Annotated in this window: 15 protein-coding genes and 2 pseudogenes; 9 read left to right on the plus strand and 8 right to left on the minus strand. The window is 40.6% G+C overall.

Annotated elements, in window-relative coordinates; all coding sequences use genetic code 11:
* Window positions 1-39: 39 nt before the first annotated feature.
* Window positions 40-762, minus strand: a complete 723-nt coding sequence (locus AC1F2U_RS06405) for a Uma2 family endonuclease (protein ID WP_480260349.1) — start codon at window positions 760-762, stop codon at window positions 40-42.
* A 214-nt stretch (window positions 763-976) separates the two neighbouring features.
* Here AC1F2U_RS06405 and AC1F2U_RS06410 point away from each other — a divergent pair.
* From AC1F2U_RS06410 to AC1F2U_RS06420, 3 genes and pseudogenes are all read left to right on the plus strand, one after another.
* Window positions 977-1,114, plus strand: a pseudogene (locus AC1F2U_RS06410) (IS982 family transposase); the annotation flags it as partial.
* Window positions 1,115-1,168: 54 nt separating this feature from the next.
* The gene (locus tag AC1F2U_RS06415; RefSeq protein ID WP_480260350.1) at window positions 1,169-3,769 is read left to right on the plus strand and encodes an ATP-binding protein; all 2,601 of its coding nucleotides are present in this window, start codon (window positions 1,169-1,171) and stop codon (window positions 3,767-3,769) included.
* A 176-nt stretch (window positions 3,770-3,945) separates the two neighbouring features.
* Window positions 3,946-4,206, plus strand: a pseudogene (locus AC1F2U_RS06420) (DUF4351 domain-containing protein); the annotation flags it as partial.
* Window positions 4,207-4,396: 190 nt separating this feature from the next.
* Here AC1F2U_RS06420 and AC1F2U_RS06425 read toward each other — a convergent pair.
* Complete coding sequence (locus AC1F2U_RS06425; RefSeq protein ID WP_480260351.1) at window positions 4,397-5,974, minus strand: NAD(P)H-quinone oxidoreductase subunit 4; 1,578 nt, start codon at window positions 5,972-5,974, stop codon at window positions 4,397-4,399.
* Between the two features lie 337 nt (window positions 5,975-6,311).
* Here AC1F2U_RS06425 and AC1F2U_RS06430 point away from each other — a divergent pair, with 337 nt between their 5' ends.
* The 3 genes from AC1F2U_RS06430 to AC1F2U_RS06440 all read left to right on the plus strand — a co-directional run bounded on the left by AC1F2U_RS06430 (window position 6,312) and on the right by AC1F2U_RS06440 (window position 8,921).
* Complete coding sequence (locus AC1F2U_RS06430) at window positions 6,312-6,575, plus strand: hypothetical protein (protein WP_480260352.1); 264 nt, start codon at window positions 6,312-6,314, stop codon at window positions 6,573-6,575.
* Window positions 6,576-6,623: 48 nt separating this feature from the next.
* Complete coding sequence (locus AC1F2U_RS06435) at window positions 6,624-6,854, plus strand: hypothetical protein (protein ID WP_298914270.1); 231 nt, start codon at window positions 6,624-6,626, stop codon at window positions 6,852-6,854.
* Between the two features lie 69 nt (window positions 6,855-6,923).
* A complete protein-coding gene (locus AC1F2U_RS06440) occupies window positions 6,924-8,921 on the plus strand; it encodes a hypothetical protein (protein ID WP_480260353.1) in 1,998 nt (665 codons plus the stop codon).
* A gap of 137 nt (window positions 8,922-9,058) precedes the next feature.
* Here AC1F2U_RS06440 and AC1F2U_RS06445 read toward each other — a convergent pair whose 3' ends face one another.
* From AC1F2U_RS06445 to AC1F2U_RS06470, 6 genes are all read right to left on the minus strand, one after another.
* Window positions 9,059-9,184, minus strand: a complete 126-nt coding sequence (locus tag AC1F2U_RS06445; RefSeq protein ID WP_480260439.1) for an addiction module protein — start codon at window positions 9,182-9,184, stop codon at window positions 9,059-9,061.
* A 147-nt stretch (window positions 9,185-9,331) separates the two neighbouring features.
* Complete coding sequence (locus AC1F2U_RS06450) at window positions 9,332-9,517, minus strand: type II toxin-antitoxin system HicA family toxin (RefSeq protein ID WP_334895763.1); 186 nt, start codon at window positions 9,515-9,517, stop codon at window positions 9,332-9,334.
* Window positions 9,514-9,705 carry a type II toxin-antitoxin system HicB family antitoxin gene (locus tag AC1F2U_RS06455; RefSeq protein WP_094329072.1) on the minus strand — a complete coding sequence of 64 codons (192 nt, stop codon included), beginning with the start codon at window positions 9,703-9,705 and terminating at the stop codon, window positions 9,514-9,516. The genes AC1F2U_RS06450 and AC1F2U_RS06455 overlap by 4 nt, the downstream gene beginning before the upstream one ends.
* 120 nt (window positions 9,706-9,825) lie before the next feature.
* A complete protein-coding gene (locus AC1F2U_RS06460; protein ID WP_480260354.1) occupies window positions 9,826-11,928 on the minus strand; it encodes an NAD(P)H-quinone oxidoreductase subunit 5 in 2,103 nt (700 codons plus the stop codon).
* Between the two features lie 211 nt (window positions 11,929-12,139).
* On the minus strand, window positions 12,140-12,526 hold the full coding sequence (locus tag AC1F2U_RS06465) for a thioredoxin family protein (protein WP_194043509.1): 387 nt from the start codon (window positions 12,524-12,526) through the stop codon (window positions 12,140-12,142).
* Between the two features lie 605 nt (window positions 12,527-13,131).
* Window positions 13,132-13,848 (minus strand): NnrU family protein, encoded by a 717-nt coding sequence (locus AC1F2U_RS06470; protein WP_480260355.1) that lies wholly within the window; start codon window positions 13,846-13,848, stop codon window positions 13,132-13,134.
* Between the two features lie 212 nt (window positions 13,849-14,060).
* Between AC1F2U_RS06470 and AC1F2U_RS06475 the strand changes: the two genes are divergently transcribed.
* From AC1F2U_RS06475 to AC1F2U_RS06485, 3 genes are all read left to right on the plus strand, one after another.
* Complete coding sequence (locus AC1F2U_RS06475) at window positions 14,061-15,074, plus strand: LysR family transcriptional regulator (RefSeq protein ID WP_335007605.1); 1,014 nt, start codon at window positions 14,061-14,063, stop codon at window positions 15,072-15,074.
* 305 nt (window positions 15,075-15,379) lie between these two features.
* Window positions 15,380-16,780: a protein kinase domain-containing protein gene (locus tag AC1F2U_RS06480; RefSeq protein WP_480260356.1), complete on the plus strand. Its 1,401-nt coding sequence runs from the start codon at window positions 15,380-15,382 to the stop codon at window positions 16,778-16,780.
* Window positions 16,781-16,806: 26 nt separating this feature from the next.
* The gene (locus AC1F2U_RS06485) at window positions 16,807-18,204 is read left to right on the plus strand and encodes an ABC transporter substrate-binding protein (RefSeq protein WP_480260357.1); all 1,398 of its coding nucleotides are present in this window, start codon (window positions 16,807-16,809) and stop codon (window positions 18,202-18,204) included.
* The last annotated feature ends 60 nt before the right edge of the window (window positions 18,205-18,264 follow it).

Here is an 18,264-nt window from a genome sequence, read left to right on the forward strand (position 1 = left end):
TTAACATTAAGGCAGCAAAAATTACAAAATTTGGTGAATCTATGACAACGTTTCTGGATCAACACCAAGTGCATTTAACCTTTCAATTAACATTTTCACCTGTTGTTCTGCTTCCACTCGTCGCTGTTCTTCAAAAGCTGTGCGTTCTTCCGCTTCCCTAATGCGTTCTTCTGGTGTCAGCAATCTTTGCCCTTCTTCGTCATACCAGTACAGCCACTCCCGTACTATACCTTGATAAATTCCTCGTTCTCGCCCAATTCCTAAGCCAATTTCTGGTAGCCAAACAGGATTTCCTGACATTAAGATATATTCCCCATCGACTAAGCGATACACTTCCAAAGGCGACTTTTTACGCCGCAGGGGACTATACACAACGTAGTACAAAATTCCTAAATCTTTGGCATAAAATTCTTTCTTGATGTTATATTCTTCTCGATATATTTGAGAAACAACTTCTAGCGCTAAAATTGGCAGTTGCTTTTCTTCCCACAGCACATAACTTAGGCGTAAATCCTCATCGATGAAGCGTTTAACTCCTAAGCTGAGAAACCCATCAGGGACAATAGCTGGTTTGTCTGGGTGATAATAAATACCCATATCAACACCAAAAAACCAATCCCAGCGATCGCACCAAACCAAAGCTAGTATCGTTTTTAGCAAGCCGGGAATTAAATTTTGGAGTTCATTATCCACAGCAGTATCATCTGAGTCGGGTAATTCTTCGGAAGATGGCAAACAATGCAGTGCATTGTAGTTTAACATGAGCGGTTTTGCCAAATCTGATTCTAGATAGATTGTACGTAATCTATTGATGTGCGATCGCAGCACAAGAATGAAAAACCATTTTTAGCGTAGACACCGCCTTCTATCTCTATTCTCAGTACCCAAATACTTATAAGTGTAAAATCTTTACATCAAACTCGTGGTTTTTCGGTACTGTTTCTCAGAGTGTCTAACTGACAATAGCAAAAAAGGGCGGAACTTTGTTCAAATAGAACATTCCAGAAGTCGCAGAGTATTCAATTTCATGGTGAATTTGGTAGCTGGGCTGATTACCTATACCTACCAGGAGAAAAAGTCTTCTCTCAACCTTGACTCAGAAAACGTGGCGTAGCTGGAAATTAGCTAATTTTCAGCCCAATTTTTGAGTTGTACCTAAGTATCAGATATGTCACCACAGATCCATTCACGAGTTTTAATCAAAAGCTTCCTGACGGTTTTTTTGCCGTTGTCAGCGTTAGTTGGGGTTGTTATTGGGACTATCTACTACCAACAAGTACAAACCGAGCAAGTTCTGTTCAAAACAAATGAACTCCGTAAGGTAGATTTACAAACTAAAGTAATCAGCGGAGACTTTCACTCGGTTGTCTCAGATTTGATGGTTATCTCTAAACAAAACGAGCTAGAAAGAATTTTAGACGGAGTGGATGGGCAACAACAGGCACTTTCCCAAGAATTATTATTATTTTCTGGATATAAAAAACTTTACGACCAAATTCGCTTTTTAGATCGATCGGGTAAGGAAATTGTCAGAGTCAACTTTAACCAGGGTGAACCAGCGATTGTCCCCGAAGAAAAACTGCAAGTTCAAGCCAAGCGCTACTGGTTTAATGACACTTTGCGGCTAAACCAAGGACAAGTATTTGTTTCTCCTCTCGACCTCAACATCGAACGAGGTCAGGTTGAACAACCCTTGAAGCCAATGATCCGCTTTGGCGCTCCCGTTTTCGATCGTAGTGGACAGAAACGGGGCATTGTGGTGTTAAATTATTTCGGCGCAAAACTGCTGGACAATTTTAATCAAGCTTTCGCTAGCGCCTCTAGCCAGGGAATGTTACTGAATGCCGATGGCTACTGGTTAAAAGGAGCGAAGCCTGAAGATGAATGGGGATTTATGTTTCCCGATCGCAAAAACCGCACTTTTGGCAAAACTTTTCCCCAAGCATGGCAGCGGATTTCTCAACAAGAATCGGGACAATTCCAAACTGCTGAGGGAATGTTCACTTTTACCACAGTCTATCCACTTGTCGAAGGGCAAAAATCTAGCACGGGAGCAGGACAAGCTTTTGCGCCAAGCCAAAATCAAATTGATACTAAATCCTATCACTGGAAGATTGTCTCGTGGGTGTCGCCAGAAACGTTGACAACCAAATCAAACCGATTTTTGAGTCAATTGTTACTGCTATATGCTGGGTTAGTAGGACTAATTGGCATTGGTTCTTGGCTACTAGCAAAAGCTAGTGTCAATCGTCAGATGGCCCAGCTAGAGTTAAAGCAGTCTGAAGTCGAATTGCGAAAGCTAGTTGAACGGGAGAAAATTCTTAAAACTCGTTTATCTAGTCAAATTCGCAACTCGCTGGATCTAAATACCATTTTAAGTACAGTAGTAGTTGAAGTTCGGCAACTGCTACAGATCGATCGATGCCAGTTTTTTTGGTGTCATCAAGAAGATGAATCTATTAGCTTAGAACTGAGTCAGCAAGCTTTCGCTCCCGATTTAACAGAACCTTTAGGCTGTTCTCCTATCCAGAATGTGGAAGCGCTGAGTGAAGCTGTTATGCAAGGGAATTTGCTTTGCTTTGATGACATTGCAAGCGATTCGTGGCTTGATTTCAAGAGTCGGAATTTACTGGTGACATTGGGTCTTAAGTCTCTACTAACAGTTTCGGTTCAAACTCAGTCGGGTCGCTTGGGTGTGATTGTCTGCGAACATAGTAGAGAGCTTCGCCCCTGGAGTGATGATGAGGTGGAAATCATTCGAGGTGTGGCTGACCAGTTAGCGATCGCTATTGACCAAGCCCAATTATATAATCAAAGCCGCGCTGCTACTGCTGCTGCTACTATTCAGGCAGAACAACTCAACCAAGTTCTACACAATCTCAAACAGACTCAAGCTCAACTGATTCAGACCGAAAAAATGTCGAGTTTAGGTCAATTAGTGGCGGGTGTCGCTCATGAAATCAATAACCCAGTTAACTTTATCTACGGTAATTTGACCCATGTAAATGAATATACACTGGGCTTATTGAAACTAGTAGAACTTTATCAACAGTCCAATGCTCATTCAACACCTGAAGTAGAAGCTCATATAGAAGCGATCGACCTTGACTTTATGGTTGAGGATCTACCTAAAATACTAATTTCAATGAAAATGGGAGCTAATCGCATTCGTGAAATAGTTCTCTCCTTGCGGAATTTTTCTCGACTTGACGAAGCGGATATGAAGCCTGTCAACATTCATGAAGGTATTGATAGCACACTACTGATTTTACAAAATCGCTTCAAACAAACGTCTGGAAATGCCGGAATTGAAATAGTCAAGGAATATGGTGATATTCCCTTAGTAGAATGCTATGCCGGACAATTAAATCAGGTATTTATGAATCTGATTGGTAATGCCATTGATGCCCTGGATAGTTATAACAGTAAGCGAACTCTGGAGGAAATAGAAGCTAAACCCAGCCAGATTGTAATTCGTACTCAGTTACGCAACTTGGATCGTATAACTGTAAAAATTGCAGATAATGGCCCTGGTATGAGCGAAGCAGTTAAGCAACGATTATTTGACCCTTTCTTTACCACAAAAGCCGCAGGTAAAGGCACTGGATTAGGATTAGCAATTAGCGCTCAAATTGTCACAGAAAAACACAACGGAGCTATTTGGTGTGTTTCGGAACCTGGACAAGGAGCAGAATTTTGGGTTGAGATTCCGATTACGCAAAGTTCTAAACTAGTCACTGCAAGTACTGCTGCTCTATCTATAATTTAATGTTACTCTGGGCAAATAAAAAATGACATAGCTAATATTAGCAATTGCGCTGATTTTGATAGCCCTTGGAAAGAAATTATAGAAGCTTATTTTCCCCAAGTTTGTTAGATTTTACTGCTATGGAAGATTTACTTAACTGGTTGCAAATAAATCAATCAGCTTAAAATCTATCTATTTTTATGAAATTTGAGCAGGAGCGGACTATGAGATACGTAACTACAGGTGAGCGTATCGGCTACGAGCGCGGAAAACAAGAAGGTGAACAACGACTTATTTTAAGGTTACTACAAAGACGAGTGGGAGAATTATCACCAGAATTGCAAGAGCGCATCAAATCTCTTTCTTTAAATCAGTTAGAAAACCTTGGCGAAGCTTTGTTAGATTTTACTGCTATGGAAGAGTTACTTAACTGGTTGCAAACAAATCAATCAGCTTAAAATCTATTTTTATGATAGTTGTAAAAAATACATCTCATTATTTATTTACCAATATAAAGTTTTTTTAACTCAGTTCGATGGTTGATTTTTTACTTTACCGAATCGAAAATTTCGAGTGAGTAACAAAAAGGGCAGGTAGAAAACCCGCCCTCAAATTAATCAATATTTAAACTAAACTAGCGATCGCAACTTAATTACCAATCTCCGGCGCACTCAAAGAAACCTTTAGTGCATCATCTTTTTGCTGTGCTAATGTCGGTACGGAATCACGCAATCTTGCTGTCAATTGTACAGTTGTAGCGTCATACATCTGAGTCAGCAATTTTGGATAGAAACCAATACCAATAATTGGAATTAACAAACAGGCGATGATAAATACTTCACGGGGTTCAGCATCTATCAAAGCTTGGTGAGAAACTAATTCCTTGTTCTCTTCTCCGTAGAAAATTTCTCGCAACATTGACAGCAGATAAATCGGAGTTAAAATTACTCCCACTGCCATCAAGAATACAACAATGACTTTGAAGGTAGAGCTATAAGCATCGCTAGTAGCAAAGCCGACAAATACCATTAATTCTGCCACGAAACCGCTCATCCCTGGCAATGCCAAAGAAGCCATCGAACAAGTGGTGAACATGGCGAAAATCTTCGGCATTCTCTTTGCAACACCGCCCATTTCATCCAACATCAGGGTGTGTGTGCGATCGTAAGTTGCGCCAACCAGGAAGAACAAACTCGCCCCAATTAAGCCGTGGGAAACCATTTGCAACACTGCTCCACTCAATCCCAAATCGGTGAAGGAGGCAATACCAATCATCACAAAGCCCATGTGAGAAATTGAGGAGTAGGCAATTTTTCGCTTCAGGTTGCGCTGGGCAAAGGATGTTAAGGCTGCGTAGATGATATTAACTACCCCCAAAACCACGAACACTGGTGCAAAATAAGCGTGGGCATCGGGGAGCATTTGGGCATTCATCCGAATTAAGGCGTAACCGCCCATTTTCAGAAGAATACCTGCTAGCAGCATGTGTACAGGCGCTGTTGCTTCACCGTGGGCATCAGGTAGCCAGGTGTGCAAGGGAATAATCGGCAACTTGACGGCGTAGGCAATCAGGAAGCCAGCATAGACGGCAAGTTGGAAATTGAGGGCGAAGTCTTTTAAGGCGAGCGATCGCATGTCAAACGTCACCGTATCGCCGTAAAATCCCATTGTCAGGGCAGACAGCAAAATAAACAGCGAACCGCCGGCGGTGTATAAAATAAATTTAGTCGCTGCATACTGCCGTCTTTTGCCTCCCCAAATCGACAGCAGAAAGTATATCGGTACTAGTTCCAGTTCCCACACCAGGAAAAATAACAGCATATCCTGGACGGCGAACACGGCTATTTGACCGCCATACATCGCCAAAATCAAGAAGTAAAATAGCTTCGGCTTGAAGGTGACAGGCCAAGCTGCTAAAATCGCCAGCGTGGTAATGAATCCAGTCAAAATAATTAGGGGCATAGATAAGCCATCTGCCCCTACTGACCAATTCAAATCTAGTTGGGGTACCCAGGGGTAACTCTCGACCAACTGCAAATCTGGATTGGAGAAATCATACCCAGTATAAAAAGCATAAACAATTAGTGCAAAATCTATCAGCCCTACAATGAGGGAGTACCAGCGCACTGTTTTGCCTTCTTTATCCGGGATGATGGGAATCAGTAGTGAAGCGGCTATCGGCAACAGAATAATCGTCGTCAGCCACGGAAAATTAGCTGTATTCATCACAATTCGTCTGCTATCAAAATCATGTTTGGCAAAAAGTCACTAGTTATTAAGTAACAGCTTTTTGAGGATTTCGTCTTCCTCGTTAGGTTGATTTAATTAAATTGGTAATCTCCTATTTTTTATCTTGAGTGTCTTTTTTGACAGTTGCGGGTGCGGGATGTGCGTTGTGATACTCCCAGTCAATTCAAAAATTTACCCTAAAAGAGTTGGTAAAATTATAGTTTAGGGGTGCGATGTCTACGCGTAGTCGAACCCTAAAAATACAAAATGCTGTTTGGTGGTTGTTGAAAAAAACGATTTGGTACAAAAAATCATCACAGGAGAACTAAGCATAATGATAATTGCACAAATTGAAAGTCAGATTCGTTATGTGACCAACATAAATGGAGAAACAACAGATGTACTCGTTCCTGTAGAACTTTGGCAACAGCTTATAAGTTCCATAAATTCTAATAACGTTAGTGGTTTAGCTTGGATTGATGAACAAGAACCAAAAGCACAAATATTAGCCGATTTGCAAGAGTCTGTGCAACAAGCAGCAGTAGGACAAACTTTCCCCGCTTCAGAGCTTTGGGACTACAGTAAGCGATTTGATTGAGTTTTTTTAGTAAAATAGACAGGGAAAGTTGATAAAGGAAATTCGATTATGTCATCTCCAGCGATCGCTACTGTAATTAAGATGATGGAATCTTTATCTGAAGATGTGCAAGAAAGAGTAGCAGAACATCTCCGAGAGTACCTAGAAGATTTGCAAGATGAATTGAAATGGAATAAATCATTTAAGAAAACTCAACAACAACTAATTGCATCTGCCCAATCTGCTAAAAGAGAGATTGCAGAAGGACTTGCAAAACCAATGAACTATGAAAAGTTATGAAGTCTGCGACTCTTCCTTTTTTTGGGATTAAGATTATATTATTAATTTTTTGATAATTAACTGAAAAAAATGGATTTTACTTTATCAAATGCGCCTGAATATGTAATAAAAAACATTGATAATTTACAACAAGTGTGGTTGCGAAGATGCGATGCTATTGAAAATAACCAAAAAGGATCTTATAGTCGCCATTTATTATTAATTTTACACGATTTGCGTGAAGAGATACAGAATAATAAAAATCGGTTTTCTCAAAATGCTTACGGAAAAAAGTTTTTTAAAATTCAATTTTCTAGTTACTGTAGTTTTAAAAAAGAGCAACTTGATGATATAGACAAAATTAGAAAAGCCTGGACAAAAGAAGTAGATCAAGAATTATATTTCATTACTGAAGCTTTATCTGACAATAAGAGTAAATTTGAATTAGACGACATTTTAATATTACTTAAACGTATAGAAATAAAAATAACGTCAGAAAATAGCTTGAGGCAAATTATTAACCTTTTATACGAAAAAATACTTGAAAAAGACTTAAATGTTATTCAGATAGAATTTCTTGTAGATACGATAATTATATTATTTAATGCTAAAGGAATGTTGGAATTGAAATCAATACTAGATGATCAATTTCAAAAATTTGAAGATATAGCAACATATCCTAGTCCAGGTAATTTGTATCCAACTTTATTTGGATCACCATCAAAAGATACAGAATCAATTGATGAATATAAGGAAGAACTTAGAAAATATTATGAGTATTCAACTATTAAACAGAGACTTAATTTTCTAAGAGAAATTTATTCTCTGGAGCCTCAAACTTATACAGTTATTTTCAAGATAACAGGTGTTGAATTCAAAAACAAAATTAATATAGGTAAAGTTGAACTATATCGTCCTAAAATAGATGGAAAATACATTAAGAAAAATGAGATTCTCAGCATAACTGTTGAAGATAATTCGGATTACTGTGTTGCAGTGGATATCCGAGGTGTAGATAGTAAATTTATGAAAATTAAAGCCCAACAAATGGCTGAAAGAACTATAGCTGTCCTCTCAACACGAAATAGAAAAGACCAGGCTATTATTTTATCAAGTGATTGGGTTATTTGTGATTCTCAAGGAGAAATTCGAGCTTTTAACTTTAAAGGTAGGGATAAGCCGCAAACTATCAGATATAACTCTATTGACTCACAAAATGATCAACAAAGGCTTGGTCAGTGGATATATTCTGAAGATATATGTCATCCAACTGTAGCGAAATGGCTTGCTTCTATCGACTGGTATAGACGAGCAACTGAAGCTTCACAAAGTTCTGAAGAAATATTAAATTCATGGTTTGCTGTAGAAAAGTTTTCTGATGATTCTAAAACAATTTCTAAAAAGCTTCCCGAACTATCAGATGGTCTTAAGAATAAAAATAAGATTCTTAAAGAAAATATAGATTTATGGCTTGATAGTGAAGGTATTAGAACAGTACAGTTACTTCTTACTTTGAGTGAATTAAAGTTTAATTTATATCATGAAGTAAGACAAGTTGGACGCGTTTTTACTACACCTCTAACATTTTCTGAAATGGATATATTTAAGTCTATAGATCAGGATTTACAAGACTACTTATCTGCTAATAAAGATAAAATAGATTTTTTAGAAAAATTTATACAAAAAGTCCCTGAAATAAAGAAACAATTAAATTCTAAAAACATAGTGTTGCCAGATTTAAATCAAGTCAATGAAATTTTTTATAATAATAATTATTGTGAAAAATACTTGGTTGAGAAAATTATTGACCTCAAAGATGATGTTTATAACATCTATCGTATTCGTAATATGCTAGTTCATTCTAGTAGTACCACCAGTAGACTATTCGATTATTATGCAAAACGTAGCCGAGAGTATTGTCACTCTTTGTTAGATGCCATTGCATATAAAATATATCAGACTTATAACGATGATGAAATTATGCCTTTGGAGTCTTATTTTAGAGAAATGGTAATTGACGCAAATATTGCTTTAGAGGCGGTAAAGGACAATAAAATGGACAAGTTTATAAATTGGGCTTTATCGTAAATAATTTTAATACCGACTTTTCAGGCACGTTATACTTTTTGAATAATATATTTACCATCACTGATAGATTGGGTGTCTACATGGTAAATATAATAGATATTTTTATAGCTTATATAGCAATTTTAGAACAAATAATCTTATAAAGATGCACGAACTCGTTGAAACACTTCTTCAGCCGGAATACCAGTAATTTGATTGGCGTTCATATCTTCATCACGCATCTGGGCTTCTTCAGCCCAACTAGCCGCAATTTCTTGATCTATTCCACTTTATTGACCCAATCTTTCCAGTAATCTTGCTAATAAAATCACTTGAGAATCTTTTGGAAGTGCAAGAACTTCGGCTTCAAGCTGTTCAAGGGTCATACTGAGTACCTAAACTCTCTAGTACATTACCTCTTATTCTAAGCATTAGCCTGCTTCATTGTTAAGCATTTTAATAATATGTTTTGCAAGTTGCTCCTTGATTTCTCTATGTCTGGGAACAGCTTGAGAAATTTTTGTTATTGGATTCTGATACCAATCATGTTTGCCACCATGACGAACGAAGATACAACCCATTTCTTCAATCTTACTGATTAAATCTCTTCGTTTCATGAAACTTCAAGTTCTGCAACTCTACGAATATTTTGGATAGTTCCACTTGTTAATTCATTGTAAATATCGAGTAGATTTTCTCTTAACTCCTCTTCAGTTTCACCTTGAGTCCAATAGTCGGGATATTCTTCGAGATAACCTAACCACATATCATCATCTTGCCAGTAAATGTATTTCTTCTTTGTCATGTGCCTATTCACCTGCCTTTTTCTGAACTATCGAATTACTGAACTATCCGCCAAAAAAAGAGCCTAAATTTAGACTCTTAAAAAAACTTAGGGGTGGACGATCGCCCACCCCGATTAAAATCAGGTAACACCAAAGACAATCACTAAACCCAAAACCGCCCCAAACACAATCAAGGCATAGAATTGAGCGCGACCGTTTTCTAGGTACTTCAGACCTTCACCGCTAACAAGGGTGAAAAAGCCTGTGAGGTTAACAGCACCATCGACAACACGGAAGTCAACTTCCATAACTTGTCTGGCTACGCGACGCAAGCCGAGGACAAAAACCCGATGGTAAATGTCATCAAAGTACCACTTGTTGAGGGATAACTCGTAAAGTGGTTGGATTTTAGCAGCGATCGCAGCCGGATCAATTTTACGGCGCAAATACATCAGCGAAGCCAGGGTAATCGCAATCAAAGAAATTCCGACTGAGGCACCCGCCATGATGTAGAATTCCGTCGGATTGAACTCGGAAGCCTTTTCTATAACTTCGGAGAGAGTTTCGCTAGGAGGAAAGATAAACTCTTCAAAATAATTGGCGTAGGGAGTTCCTACCAAACCAATCAAAATCGAAGGCACAGCCAACAGTGCCAACGGCAGGGTCATTGTCCACGGCGATTCGTGGGGGGAGTCGCTGTGATGCTCGTGGGAGTCATGGGAGTCATGTTGCTGACTAGTTGCCGCCAATTCTCCTTTCTTCATTGCCCCAGGCCCAAAATTCGGGACTGGTTCTTCTGACTCTAATTCCAGGACAATTGTCGCCGCAGCTTTTTTAAGTTTTTCCTTGATTTTCTCGTCAGTACCCCGGAATTTGCCTTCAAATGTCATGAAATACATTCTAAACATATAGAAAGCCGTAATCCCGGCAGTTAGCCAGCCGATAAACCAGAGGAATGGGTTAGCCTCAAAAGCCTTCCCTAGAATTTCATCTTTTGACCAGAAGCCAGCAAAGGGTGGAATACCAGAAATTGCCAAGCAACCAATCAAAAAGGTAATTGAGGTGACGGGCATATATTTCCGCAGTCCGCCCATCAGCCGCATATCTTGCGCTAACGCGGGGTCGTGACCGACGACACCTTCCATACCGTGAATTACAGAACCTGAACCCAAGAACAGCATCGCCTTGAAATAGGCGTGGGTCATTAGGTGGAATAGTCCAGCACTGTAGGAACCTATTCCCATTGCCATCACCATGTAACCAAGTTGGGAAATGGTGGAGTAAGCTAGGCCCTTTTTGATGTCGTTTTGGGTAATGGCAATGCTAGCCCCCAAAAACGCCGTAAACGCCCCAGTAAAGGCAATGACATTCATTGCGGCTGGAACGTCTTCAAATACTGGGTACATCCGGGCAATCAGGAAAACACCCGCCGCCACCATTGTTGCCGCGTGAATCAAGGCAGAAATGGGGGTGGGGCCTTCCATCGCATCTGGTAGCCAGACGTGGAGGGGAAATTGGGCTGATTTTGCTACTGGGCCTAAGAAAACTAAAATCGCAAACAGGACAGCGAGAAAATTGCTGATAGAACCTGATTCGACAAGTTCGGCGAGGCGATCGCCCATGATATTAAAATCAAAGCTTCCTGTTGCCCAGAACAGCCCCAAGATGCCGAGTAATAGACCAAAGTCGCCCACGCGGTTGGTTACAAACGCTTTTTGAGCGGCATCTGCTGCTGACTTGCGATCGTACCAAAAACCGACCAGCAAGTAGGAACACATCCCCACCAGTTCCCAGAATATATAAATCTGTACTAGGTTGGGGCTGACCACCAGACCTAACATTGAAGAGCCAAACAAACTGAGATAGGCGTAAAACCTCACGTAACCGGGATCGTGAGCCATATAGCCATCGGTGTAAACCATGACTAAGCAGGCTACCGTTGTGACAATCACCAGCATTAGGGCTGTCAGGTGGTCAATAGTGTAGCCCATGCTCAGGTGAAAATTACCTGCTGCCGCCCACTCAAAGGTGCGAATATAAGACGGGTGTCCTTGAATTTGACTCCAGAGCAAGGCAAACGACATCCCCATAGCTGCTGCCATCATGGAGATAATCACCACAGCATTAAGCTGGCGGAGGCGGTTTGTCACCTGATTCAACGAGATTAACCCTAGACCGACCAGCATTGCCCCAAGAAGAGGGAACACCGGAATCAGCCAGGCATACTGATAGATTACTTCCATCACTGACGCCTACTTTTAGAATTCTTGATTAGCGTGTCGAAACTGTTAATAATTGTGACTACACCCTTTAGGATAAAATAACCCACCCAAGACTGATTGGGTGGGGTATTAAGCATGGTTTTAGATTTGGTCATTAGTCATTGGTCATTAGTCATTAGTCATTTGTTCAATGCCCAATGCCCCATGCCCCATGCCCCATACCCAATATCCATCAGGCCGATCGACATTCTAAGTCCACTGTTTTTGAACTTTTGTAGATTTTGGGGTAATTGCTGTAGCTGGCTTTAATCTCTTCTAAAGCTAGACGTAAATCTTCTCTGCCGCGAAAGCATTCCAAGCGATGGCGAATAGTGCCATTTTCAATCAATAGTAAAGTGGGTAGTGATTTTAGCCTATAGGTAGTAGACAATTTAAAATTTTGATCGGCGTTAACCCCGACTAATTTAATTTCATCGCCGCACTGGGACTGAAATTGCAACAACAGCGGGTGGATAACTCGACACAAGCCACACCAAGGTGCTTCAAAGTTAACTAAAACAGGAATAGGAGATTCTAAAACTTCTTGAGTAAATGTCCGCTCACTAACCGACAACACCATGACGCCTCTTGGATTATAAGGTTTTTATATCAAACTAGCTATCAGTACTGAATTGAGTAGTGCTGAGTTCCGAGTTCTGGTTGCTGAGTAGAAGTCCATAACTAAAGCTAGCGGATTGAATGAGGAACTCGTTTATTTTTCTTTTAGAGTAAAGGGGGGATTGGGACTAATTGCCAAGCAATGAATACTAAGTTGCTTGCTTTTACTCAGGACTCAGAACTCAGCTACTACTTCAGTGGAGGATTGGCAAGTCAGTAACTGCCGATAGATGCATTCAGGACACAAATATTCAGGACACAGAAGAATTGGAAAAAATTGAGTGCGTTAATGTGTCTCTGACAGAAAAGCCACCTTAGAAGTCGCGTTGGCTTTTTTGGATGTTTAACTCCTGATTGCCTTGACTGCATGGGGATTTGACTGAATCTACCACTTTCTTTCAAGGAAAGGCAACTGACCAACGACTACCAATATAAAATCTTAAGCTGACTGAACGCACCCTCCACTGAATAGATGTTTGAATTTATCCTACATTGATTTGGAGCAATTGATAAGCTGAAATTTCCATCTATTTGGGATTTTCTGCTGACACTGGGCATCGTCTAAAGTTACCATCCTATCCTACTAGTTGCTTCCAGTAACAGAGGGTGCGACCACCAAAGCAAAGCTATAAAAATGGCAACTCCCAAATAGGAAGGGCGAATAAATTCCTGCCATTTGAGAGATTGACGCCCGTCGAGAATTGCTTTAAAGGGAATAATTGAAGTCCGTTGTTTGGCAATTTCAAAAGCTTCCCCATAACGATCGCTCAAACGGCGATCCCCGTGCCAAACCCCAAACAAGTGATGCAATATCAATCCAATGGAAGTCACAAGGGTAAAGGTAGTACCCAGCCAGAGAGTATGGGCAACACACCAAATTATTTGTCCTACCATCTGGGGATGACGGGTAATCCGAATAATTCCTGTTTCGTAGAGATGAACTTGGGGCTTTTGAATAGCAGCAATTTCTAGTAGATTGAAGGTAGCAGGATATAAAAACAAAAACGAGATTGCTGACAGCAGCCAAACAAATTCTCGCACTCCTGGCACTCCTTGTACCTGCCAAATTTGCAAACCATCATAGCGGTGCCCAAAAAAGTAAATAATTAATATCACAGCCAACGGTAGGCTGACTAATGCAAAAAGAATGCGATAAAACCTTGGGCCAATGTATTTTTCTGCCCAAGGGCGTAAAGCAGCGCCTCCACTGTGAGCGATCGCAAAAACTATTTGTAACCCTAGTATGACAAAATGACTGGGTGTCAACCAAGAAATCAGCAGCATATACACAGGTGAAGTAATTTAAAGAAAACTGAATTCAGTACAACCAATACCACAAAGTATTCAAAAGGGGACTTTAGTCAAGATGTTGTGCTACTGTCTTTTTCGAGTCAAGCCTTCAAGTTTAATATGCAACAAATCATGTCCGGCTAACTGTTGCCAAACCGGATTTATTACGTGCATCTGCTCCTTTAAAAGTTTGTGGGTTGAGCCTTATGTCTGACCTTCCTTTCACTTTAGATCAGTTACGTATCCTGAAAGCGATCGCCCAAGAAGGAAGCTTCAAGCGTGCCGCTGATAGTCTTTACGTTTCCCAGCCCGCCGTCAGTTTGCAAGTCCAAAATCTCGAACGGCAGCTCGATGTCCCCTTATTCGACCGTGGAGGACGACGCGCCCAATTAACCGAAGCTGGGCATCTACTCTTAAACTACGGTGAAAAAATCCTCAGTCTCTGTCAGGAAACCTGCCGTGCAATTGAGGATTTACAAAATCTCCAAGGTGGTACTTTAATTGTCGGTGCTTCTCAAACCACCGGCACTTATCTTTTGCCCAGAATGATCGGTATGTTCCGACAAAAATATCCAGATGTGGCAGTGCAATTACACGTCCACTCTACCCGACGGACTGCTTGGAGTGTCGCTAACGGACAAGTCGATCTGGCAATTATCGGCGGTGAAATTCCCGGTGAACTATCAGAATCTTTAGAAGTGATTCCTTACGCTGAAGACGAGCTAGCGCTAATTTTACCTGTCTTTCATCCTTTTACCAAACTTGAAAAAATCCAGAAAGAAGACCTATATAAATTACAATTCATTGCTCTAGATTCCCAATCGACTATCCGCAAAGTCATTGACCAAGTGCTAGCACGCTGTGAAATCGATACCAGACGTTTTAAAGTTGAAATGGAATTGAATTCCATTGAAGCGATTAAAAATGCTGTGCAATCTGGCTTAGGGGCAGCCTTTGTTTCAACTAGTGCGATCGCTAAAGAGTTACAAATGGGCGTTCTGCACCGTACTCCCATTGAAGGCGTTGTTGTCAAACGGACGCTGTGGCTGATTTGTAATCCCAATCGCTATAGATCCAAGGCCGCAGAAGCCTTTAGTCAAGAAATTCTGCCCCAGTTTGCTAACCCAGGATGGAATCAAGATGTGTTAAAATTAACACAAAAAAGTCTAGTGTTAACTACATTGGAGGTAGCAACACCTACCTTATCTGGCGAAGACTAAAATCAGGTTATTAGTCCCTTGTCATTTGTGCTTTGTTTTTTGTAAATGACCAAATAATTCGTAATGACGCTCCTCTGTCGCTAACTTAATTCGTAATTATTAACCCATTGTGTTCGTGCAAAGTGCTGTAGGCAAACCCTTGGTTTGACATCAGGAAAAAAATTTCGTGTTCCTCATTAACAAATTTAGTTTCTCTGTAACCTGAACTAATTACGAATTACGTAGCTTGCTTCTTGCCACTCGCGTAGCATCTCGTAGATAAGGCGAGTATCATCAATTACGAATGATTTTGACTAATCACGAAAATGGAAGTTTACTGCACTCGTCCACGTTGTCCACGCCCACAAAACTATTTTGCTGATTTAGATGATGTTACGACACTAAAAACAACCCAGCAAAAGTATTGCACTACCTGTGGTATGCCATTGATGCTAGATGGTCGATACGTGCCAACTAAACTGCTGGGAAGGGGCGGGTTTGGAGCAGCATTTTTGGCACGCGATCGCCGAATACCAGGAATGCGTCAATGCGTGGTTAAGCAGTTTCAACCAGCAGGAAATTTAACATTGAATCAACTGCAACAAGCACAGTTGATGTTTGAGAGAGAGGCAGAAGTTTTAGCACAACTTGGTAACGATCACGAGCAAATACCAGACTTGTTTGCCTTCTTTCCAGTGATAGTTAATAGTTTGCAACCAGGACAGCAAGACCAATTTTTTTACTTAGTACAAGAATATATTGATGGGCAAAACTTAGAGGAAGAATTAGTTCAACAAGGCAAATTTTCTGAACAGCAAGTGTTGGAGGTGCTGGAAGAAATTCTGAAGGTACTAAAGTTTGTCCATCATAGAGGTATTATCCACAGAGATATTAAACCCTCTAACATCATGCGCCGTCGTGATGGTAGACTTTTTTTACTAGATTTTGGTGCAGTTAAGCAAGTAACAAATGTTGCTCTTGGTTCTGCTGCTTCTTCCACAGGAATTTATTCGATGGGATTTGCACCGCCTGAACAGATGGCTGGGGGTCAAGTATTCCCATCTACAGATTTATACGCTTTAGCTGTAACTCTTATTACCTTGTTGACAAATCAGGAAGCAGTTAAACTATTTGATGCCTATAGCAACCAGTGGAAATGGCGATCGCAAGTGACTGTTAACCCTCGCCTTGCTGACATATTAGACAAAATGTTGTTACCTGCTGCCAATCAGCGCTTCCAGTCAGCCCAAGAGGTTCTAGATGCACTTAACTCACAGCTTCAAACCCCTACACAACTTAATTCGCCCTCTGTAACCCTCCCGCCACAACCACCCCAAGGTTCTAGTCCTGTTGTTCCCCGTCGTCCACCAACTCAGCCAGCGTTTTCGACATTGGAATTATTGGGTGGGGCGGCATTTAGTGGATTTGAGGGTGCATTGATCGCGATCGCTCTCTTCAGTCTCGTAAAATCAGAAATAGTTACTTTAAGTGTTGCATGTGTGATTTTAGGAATACTGATATTTGCCCAAACGAGGCGGTGGATTGAGAAGTTCGATTTATTAATTATTCCGGCAATTACTTTTGCGATTATTTTTTTTCTCCCCTTTTTACAGGGTGGTCTTGGTATCGTGAACGTAGTAATTTTATCAATTGCATCAGCCTTAGTAGCTATTTCACTGACAGCTATATTTAGACTTATTTATAAATTATTATCTCTGATACTTTAAAATTTTTTCTTTATTCAAATTTGTTCATGTCACAAAAGAATGAAACCACAATTTTAGCTTTGGCTCTGCTGATGACAGTTGGCATAGTTGGCGGTGGGTTTTGGTGGTTTAGTAACAATGGGGCCAAAATTGGTAATAACATCATTCCAAATCAACAACCAGGCAACAATTCATCGTTACAAGACCGCATTATTTTTGGGGAAAAATATTTTACTCCGGGTGACATTTCTGCGGTGAAAAAAGAAGGAGTACAGGCGATCGCAGCTAAAAGTTATGATAAAGCGATCGCCAATTTCACAGCTGCTCTAAAACTCAACCGAAACGATCCAGAAACGTTAATTTTTCTTAACAACGCCCGCATTGGTTCTTCCAAGAGCTATACCATCGTGGCTTCTGTACCATTTGGCACTGACCCCAATGCTGCTTTAGAAATTTTGCGTGGTATCGCCCAAGCTCAAAATCAAGTCAATAGCTCAGGAGGAATCAAAGGAGTACCGTTGAGGGTAGGGATAGCTAATGACGACGACAATCCAGAAATAGCCAAGCAAATCGCTTCCAACCTAGTCAGCAATTCCGAAGTATTAGGTGTAGTTGGGCCGAATACTAGCGATTCCACCTTAGCCGCTGGTGCTATCTATACTTCTGGACAACTTGTAGCCATATCTCCGACTAGTACATCTGTCAAAATTTCTAACTTTAGCCGCTACGTTTTTCGGACAGTTCCCAGTGATTTTATGGCTGCGAGAACTTTAGCTAACTATATGGTGAGAACCTTGCAGAAAAAAAATGCAGTGGTTTTCTTTAATTCTCAAAGTAACTATAGTCAGTCTTTGAAGTCGGAGTTTGTTTCATCCGTTTCCCTAGAGGGTGGACAGGTAGCCAGCGAATTTGACTTATCCAGGGCAGATTTTAGCGCAGCTAAAAGTGTAGAACAAGCAACTAAACAAGGTGCAGAAGTATTGATGTTAGCTGCTAACACTGAAACTCTCGATAAAGCGCTGCAAGTAATTCAGATTAATCAGAAAAAGTTAACTTTGTTGGCGGGAGATGATGTTTACACCGCTAAAACTTTAGAAATTGGTAGAGAACAAGCTGTGGGGATGGTAGTGGCAGTTCCCTGGCATATTGATGGCGCTCCCCAGTCAGATTTTCCCCAGAAATCGCGGCAGTTATGGGGCGGTGATGTGAGTTGGCGAAGTGCCCTCAGCTATGATGCCACTGTAGCTCTGATTGAGGCATTAAAACGCAATCCCACGCGAACTGGAGTCCAACAAGCACTCTTATCCTCTGACTTTTCTGCCACTGGTGCTTCTGGTACAATTCGATTTTTAGCATCAGGCGATCGCAATGCCTCAGTGCAACTTGTAAAAATTGTTCCTGGTTCTCGCTCTCGCACTGGTTATGACTTTGAACCAGTGCGTTAATCAGCAATAAAAAATTAAAAATTAACCAATCGTTAACCTGGTAAAACTCTCAAGATGAGA

It is taken from the genome of Nostoc sp. LEGE 12454 (assembly GCF_056620565.1).

What these genes read in the sequence shown, in the direction of transcription:
- AC1F2U_RS06405 (WP_480260349.1), bottom strand. Translation starts at nt 762, where the DNA reads ATGTTAAACTACAATGCACTGCATTGTTTGCCATCTTCCGAAGAATTA.
- AC1F2U_RS06415 (WP_480260350.1), top strand. Translation starts at nt 1,169, where the DNA reads ATGTCACCACAGATCCATTCACGAGTTTTAATCAAAAGCTTCCTGACG.
- AC1F2U_RS06425 (WP_480260351.1), bottom strand. Translation starts at nt 5,974, where the DNA reads ATGAATACAGCTAATTTTCCGTGGCTGACGACGATTATTCTGTTGCCG.
- AC1F2U_RS06430 (WP_480260352.1), top strand. Translation starts at nt 6,312, where the DNA reads ATGATAATTGCACAAATTGAAAGTCAGATTCGTTATGTGACCAACATA.
- AC1F2U_RS06435 (WP_298914270.1), top strand. Translation starts at nt 6,624, where the DNA reads ATGTCATCTCCAGCGATCGCTACTGTAATTAAGATGATGGAATCTTTA.
- AC1F2U_RS06440 (WP_480260353.1), top strand. Translation starts at nt 6,924, where the DNA reads ATGGATTTTACTTTATCAAATGCGCCTGAATATGTAATAAAAAACATT.
- AC1F2U_RS06450 (WP_334895763.1), bottom strand. Translation starts at nt 9,517, where the DNA reads ATGAAACGAAGAGATTTAATCAGTAAGATTGAAGAAATGGGTTGTATC.
- AC1F2U_RS06455 (WP_094329072.1), bottom strand. Translation starts at nt 9,705, where the DNA reads ATGACAAAGAAGAAATACATTTACTGGCAAGATGATGATATGTGGTTA.
- AC1F2U_RS06460 (WP_480260354.1), bottom strand. Translation starts at nt 11,928, where the DNA reads ATGGAAGTAATCTATCAGTATGCCTGGCTGATTCCGGTGTTCCCTCTT.
- AC1F2U_RS06465 (WP_194043509.1), bottom strand. Translation starts at nt 12,526, where the DNA reads ATGGTGTTGTCGGTTAGTGAGCGGACATTTACTCAAGAAGTTTTAGAA.
- AC1F2U_RS06470 (WP_480260355.1), bottom strand. Translation starts at nt 13,848, where the DNA reads ATGCTGCTGATTTCTTGGTTGACACCCAGTCATTTTGTCATACTAGGG.
- AC1F2U_RS06475 (WP_335007605.1), top strand. Translation starts at nt 14,061, where the DNA reads ATGTCTGACCTTCCTTTCACTTTAGATCAGTTACGTATCCTGAAAGCG.
- AC1F2U_RS06480 (WP_480260356.1), top strand. Translation starts at nt 15,380, where the DNA reads ATGGAAGTTTACTGCACTCGTCCACGTTGTCCACGCCCACAAAACTAT.
- AC1F2U_RS06485 (WP_480260357.1), top strand. Translation starts at nt 16,807, where the DNA reads ATGTCACAAAAGAATGAAACCACAATTTTAGCTTTGGCTCTGCTGATG.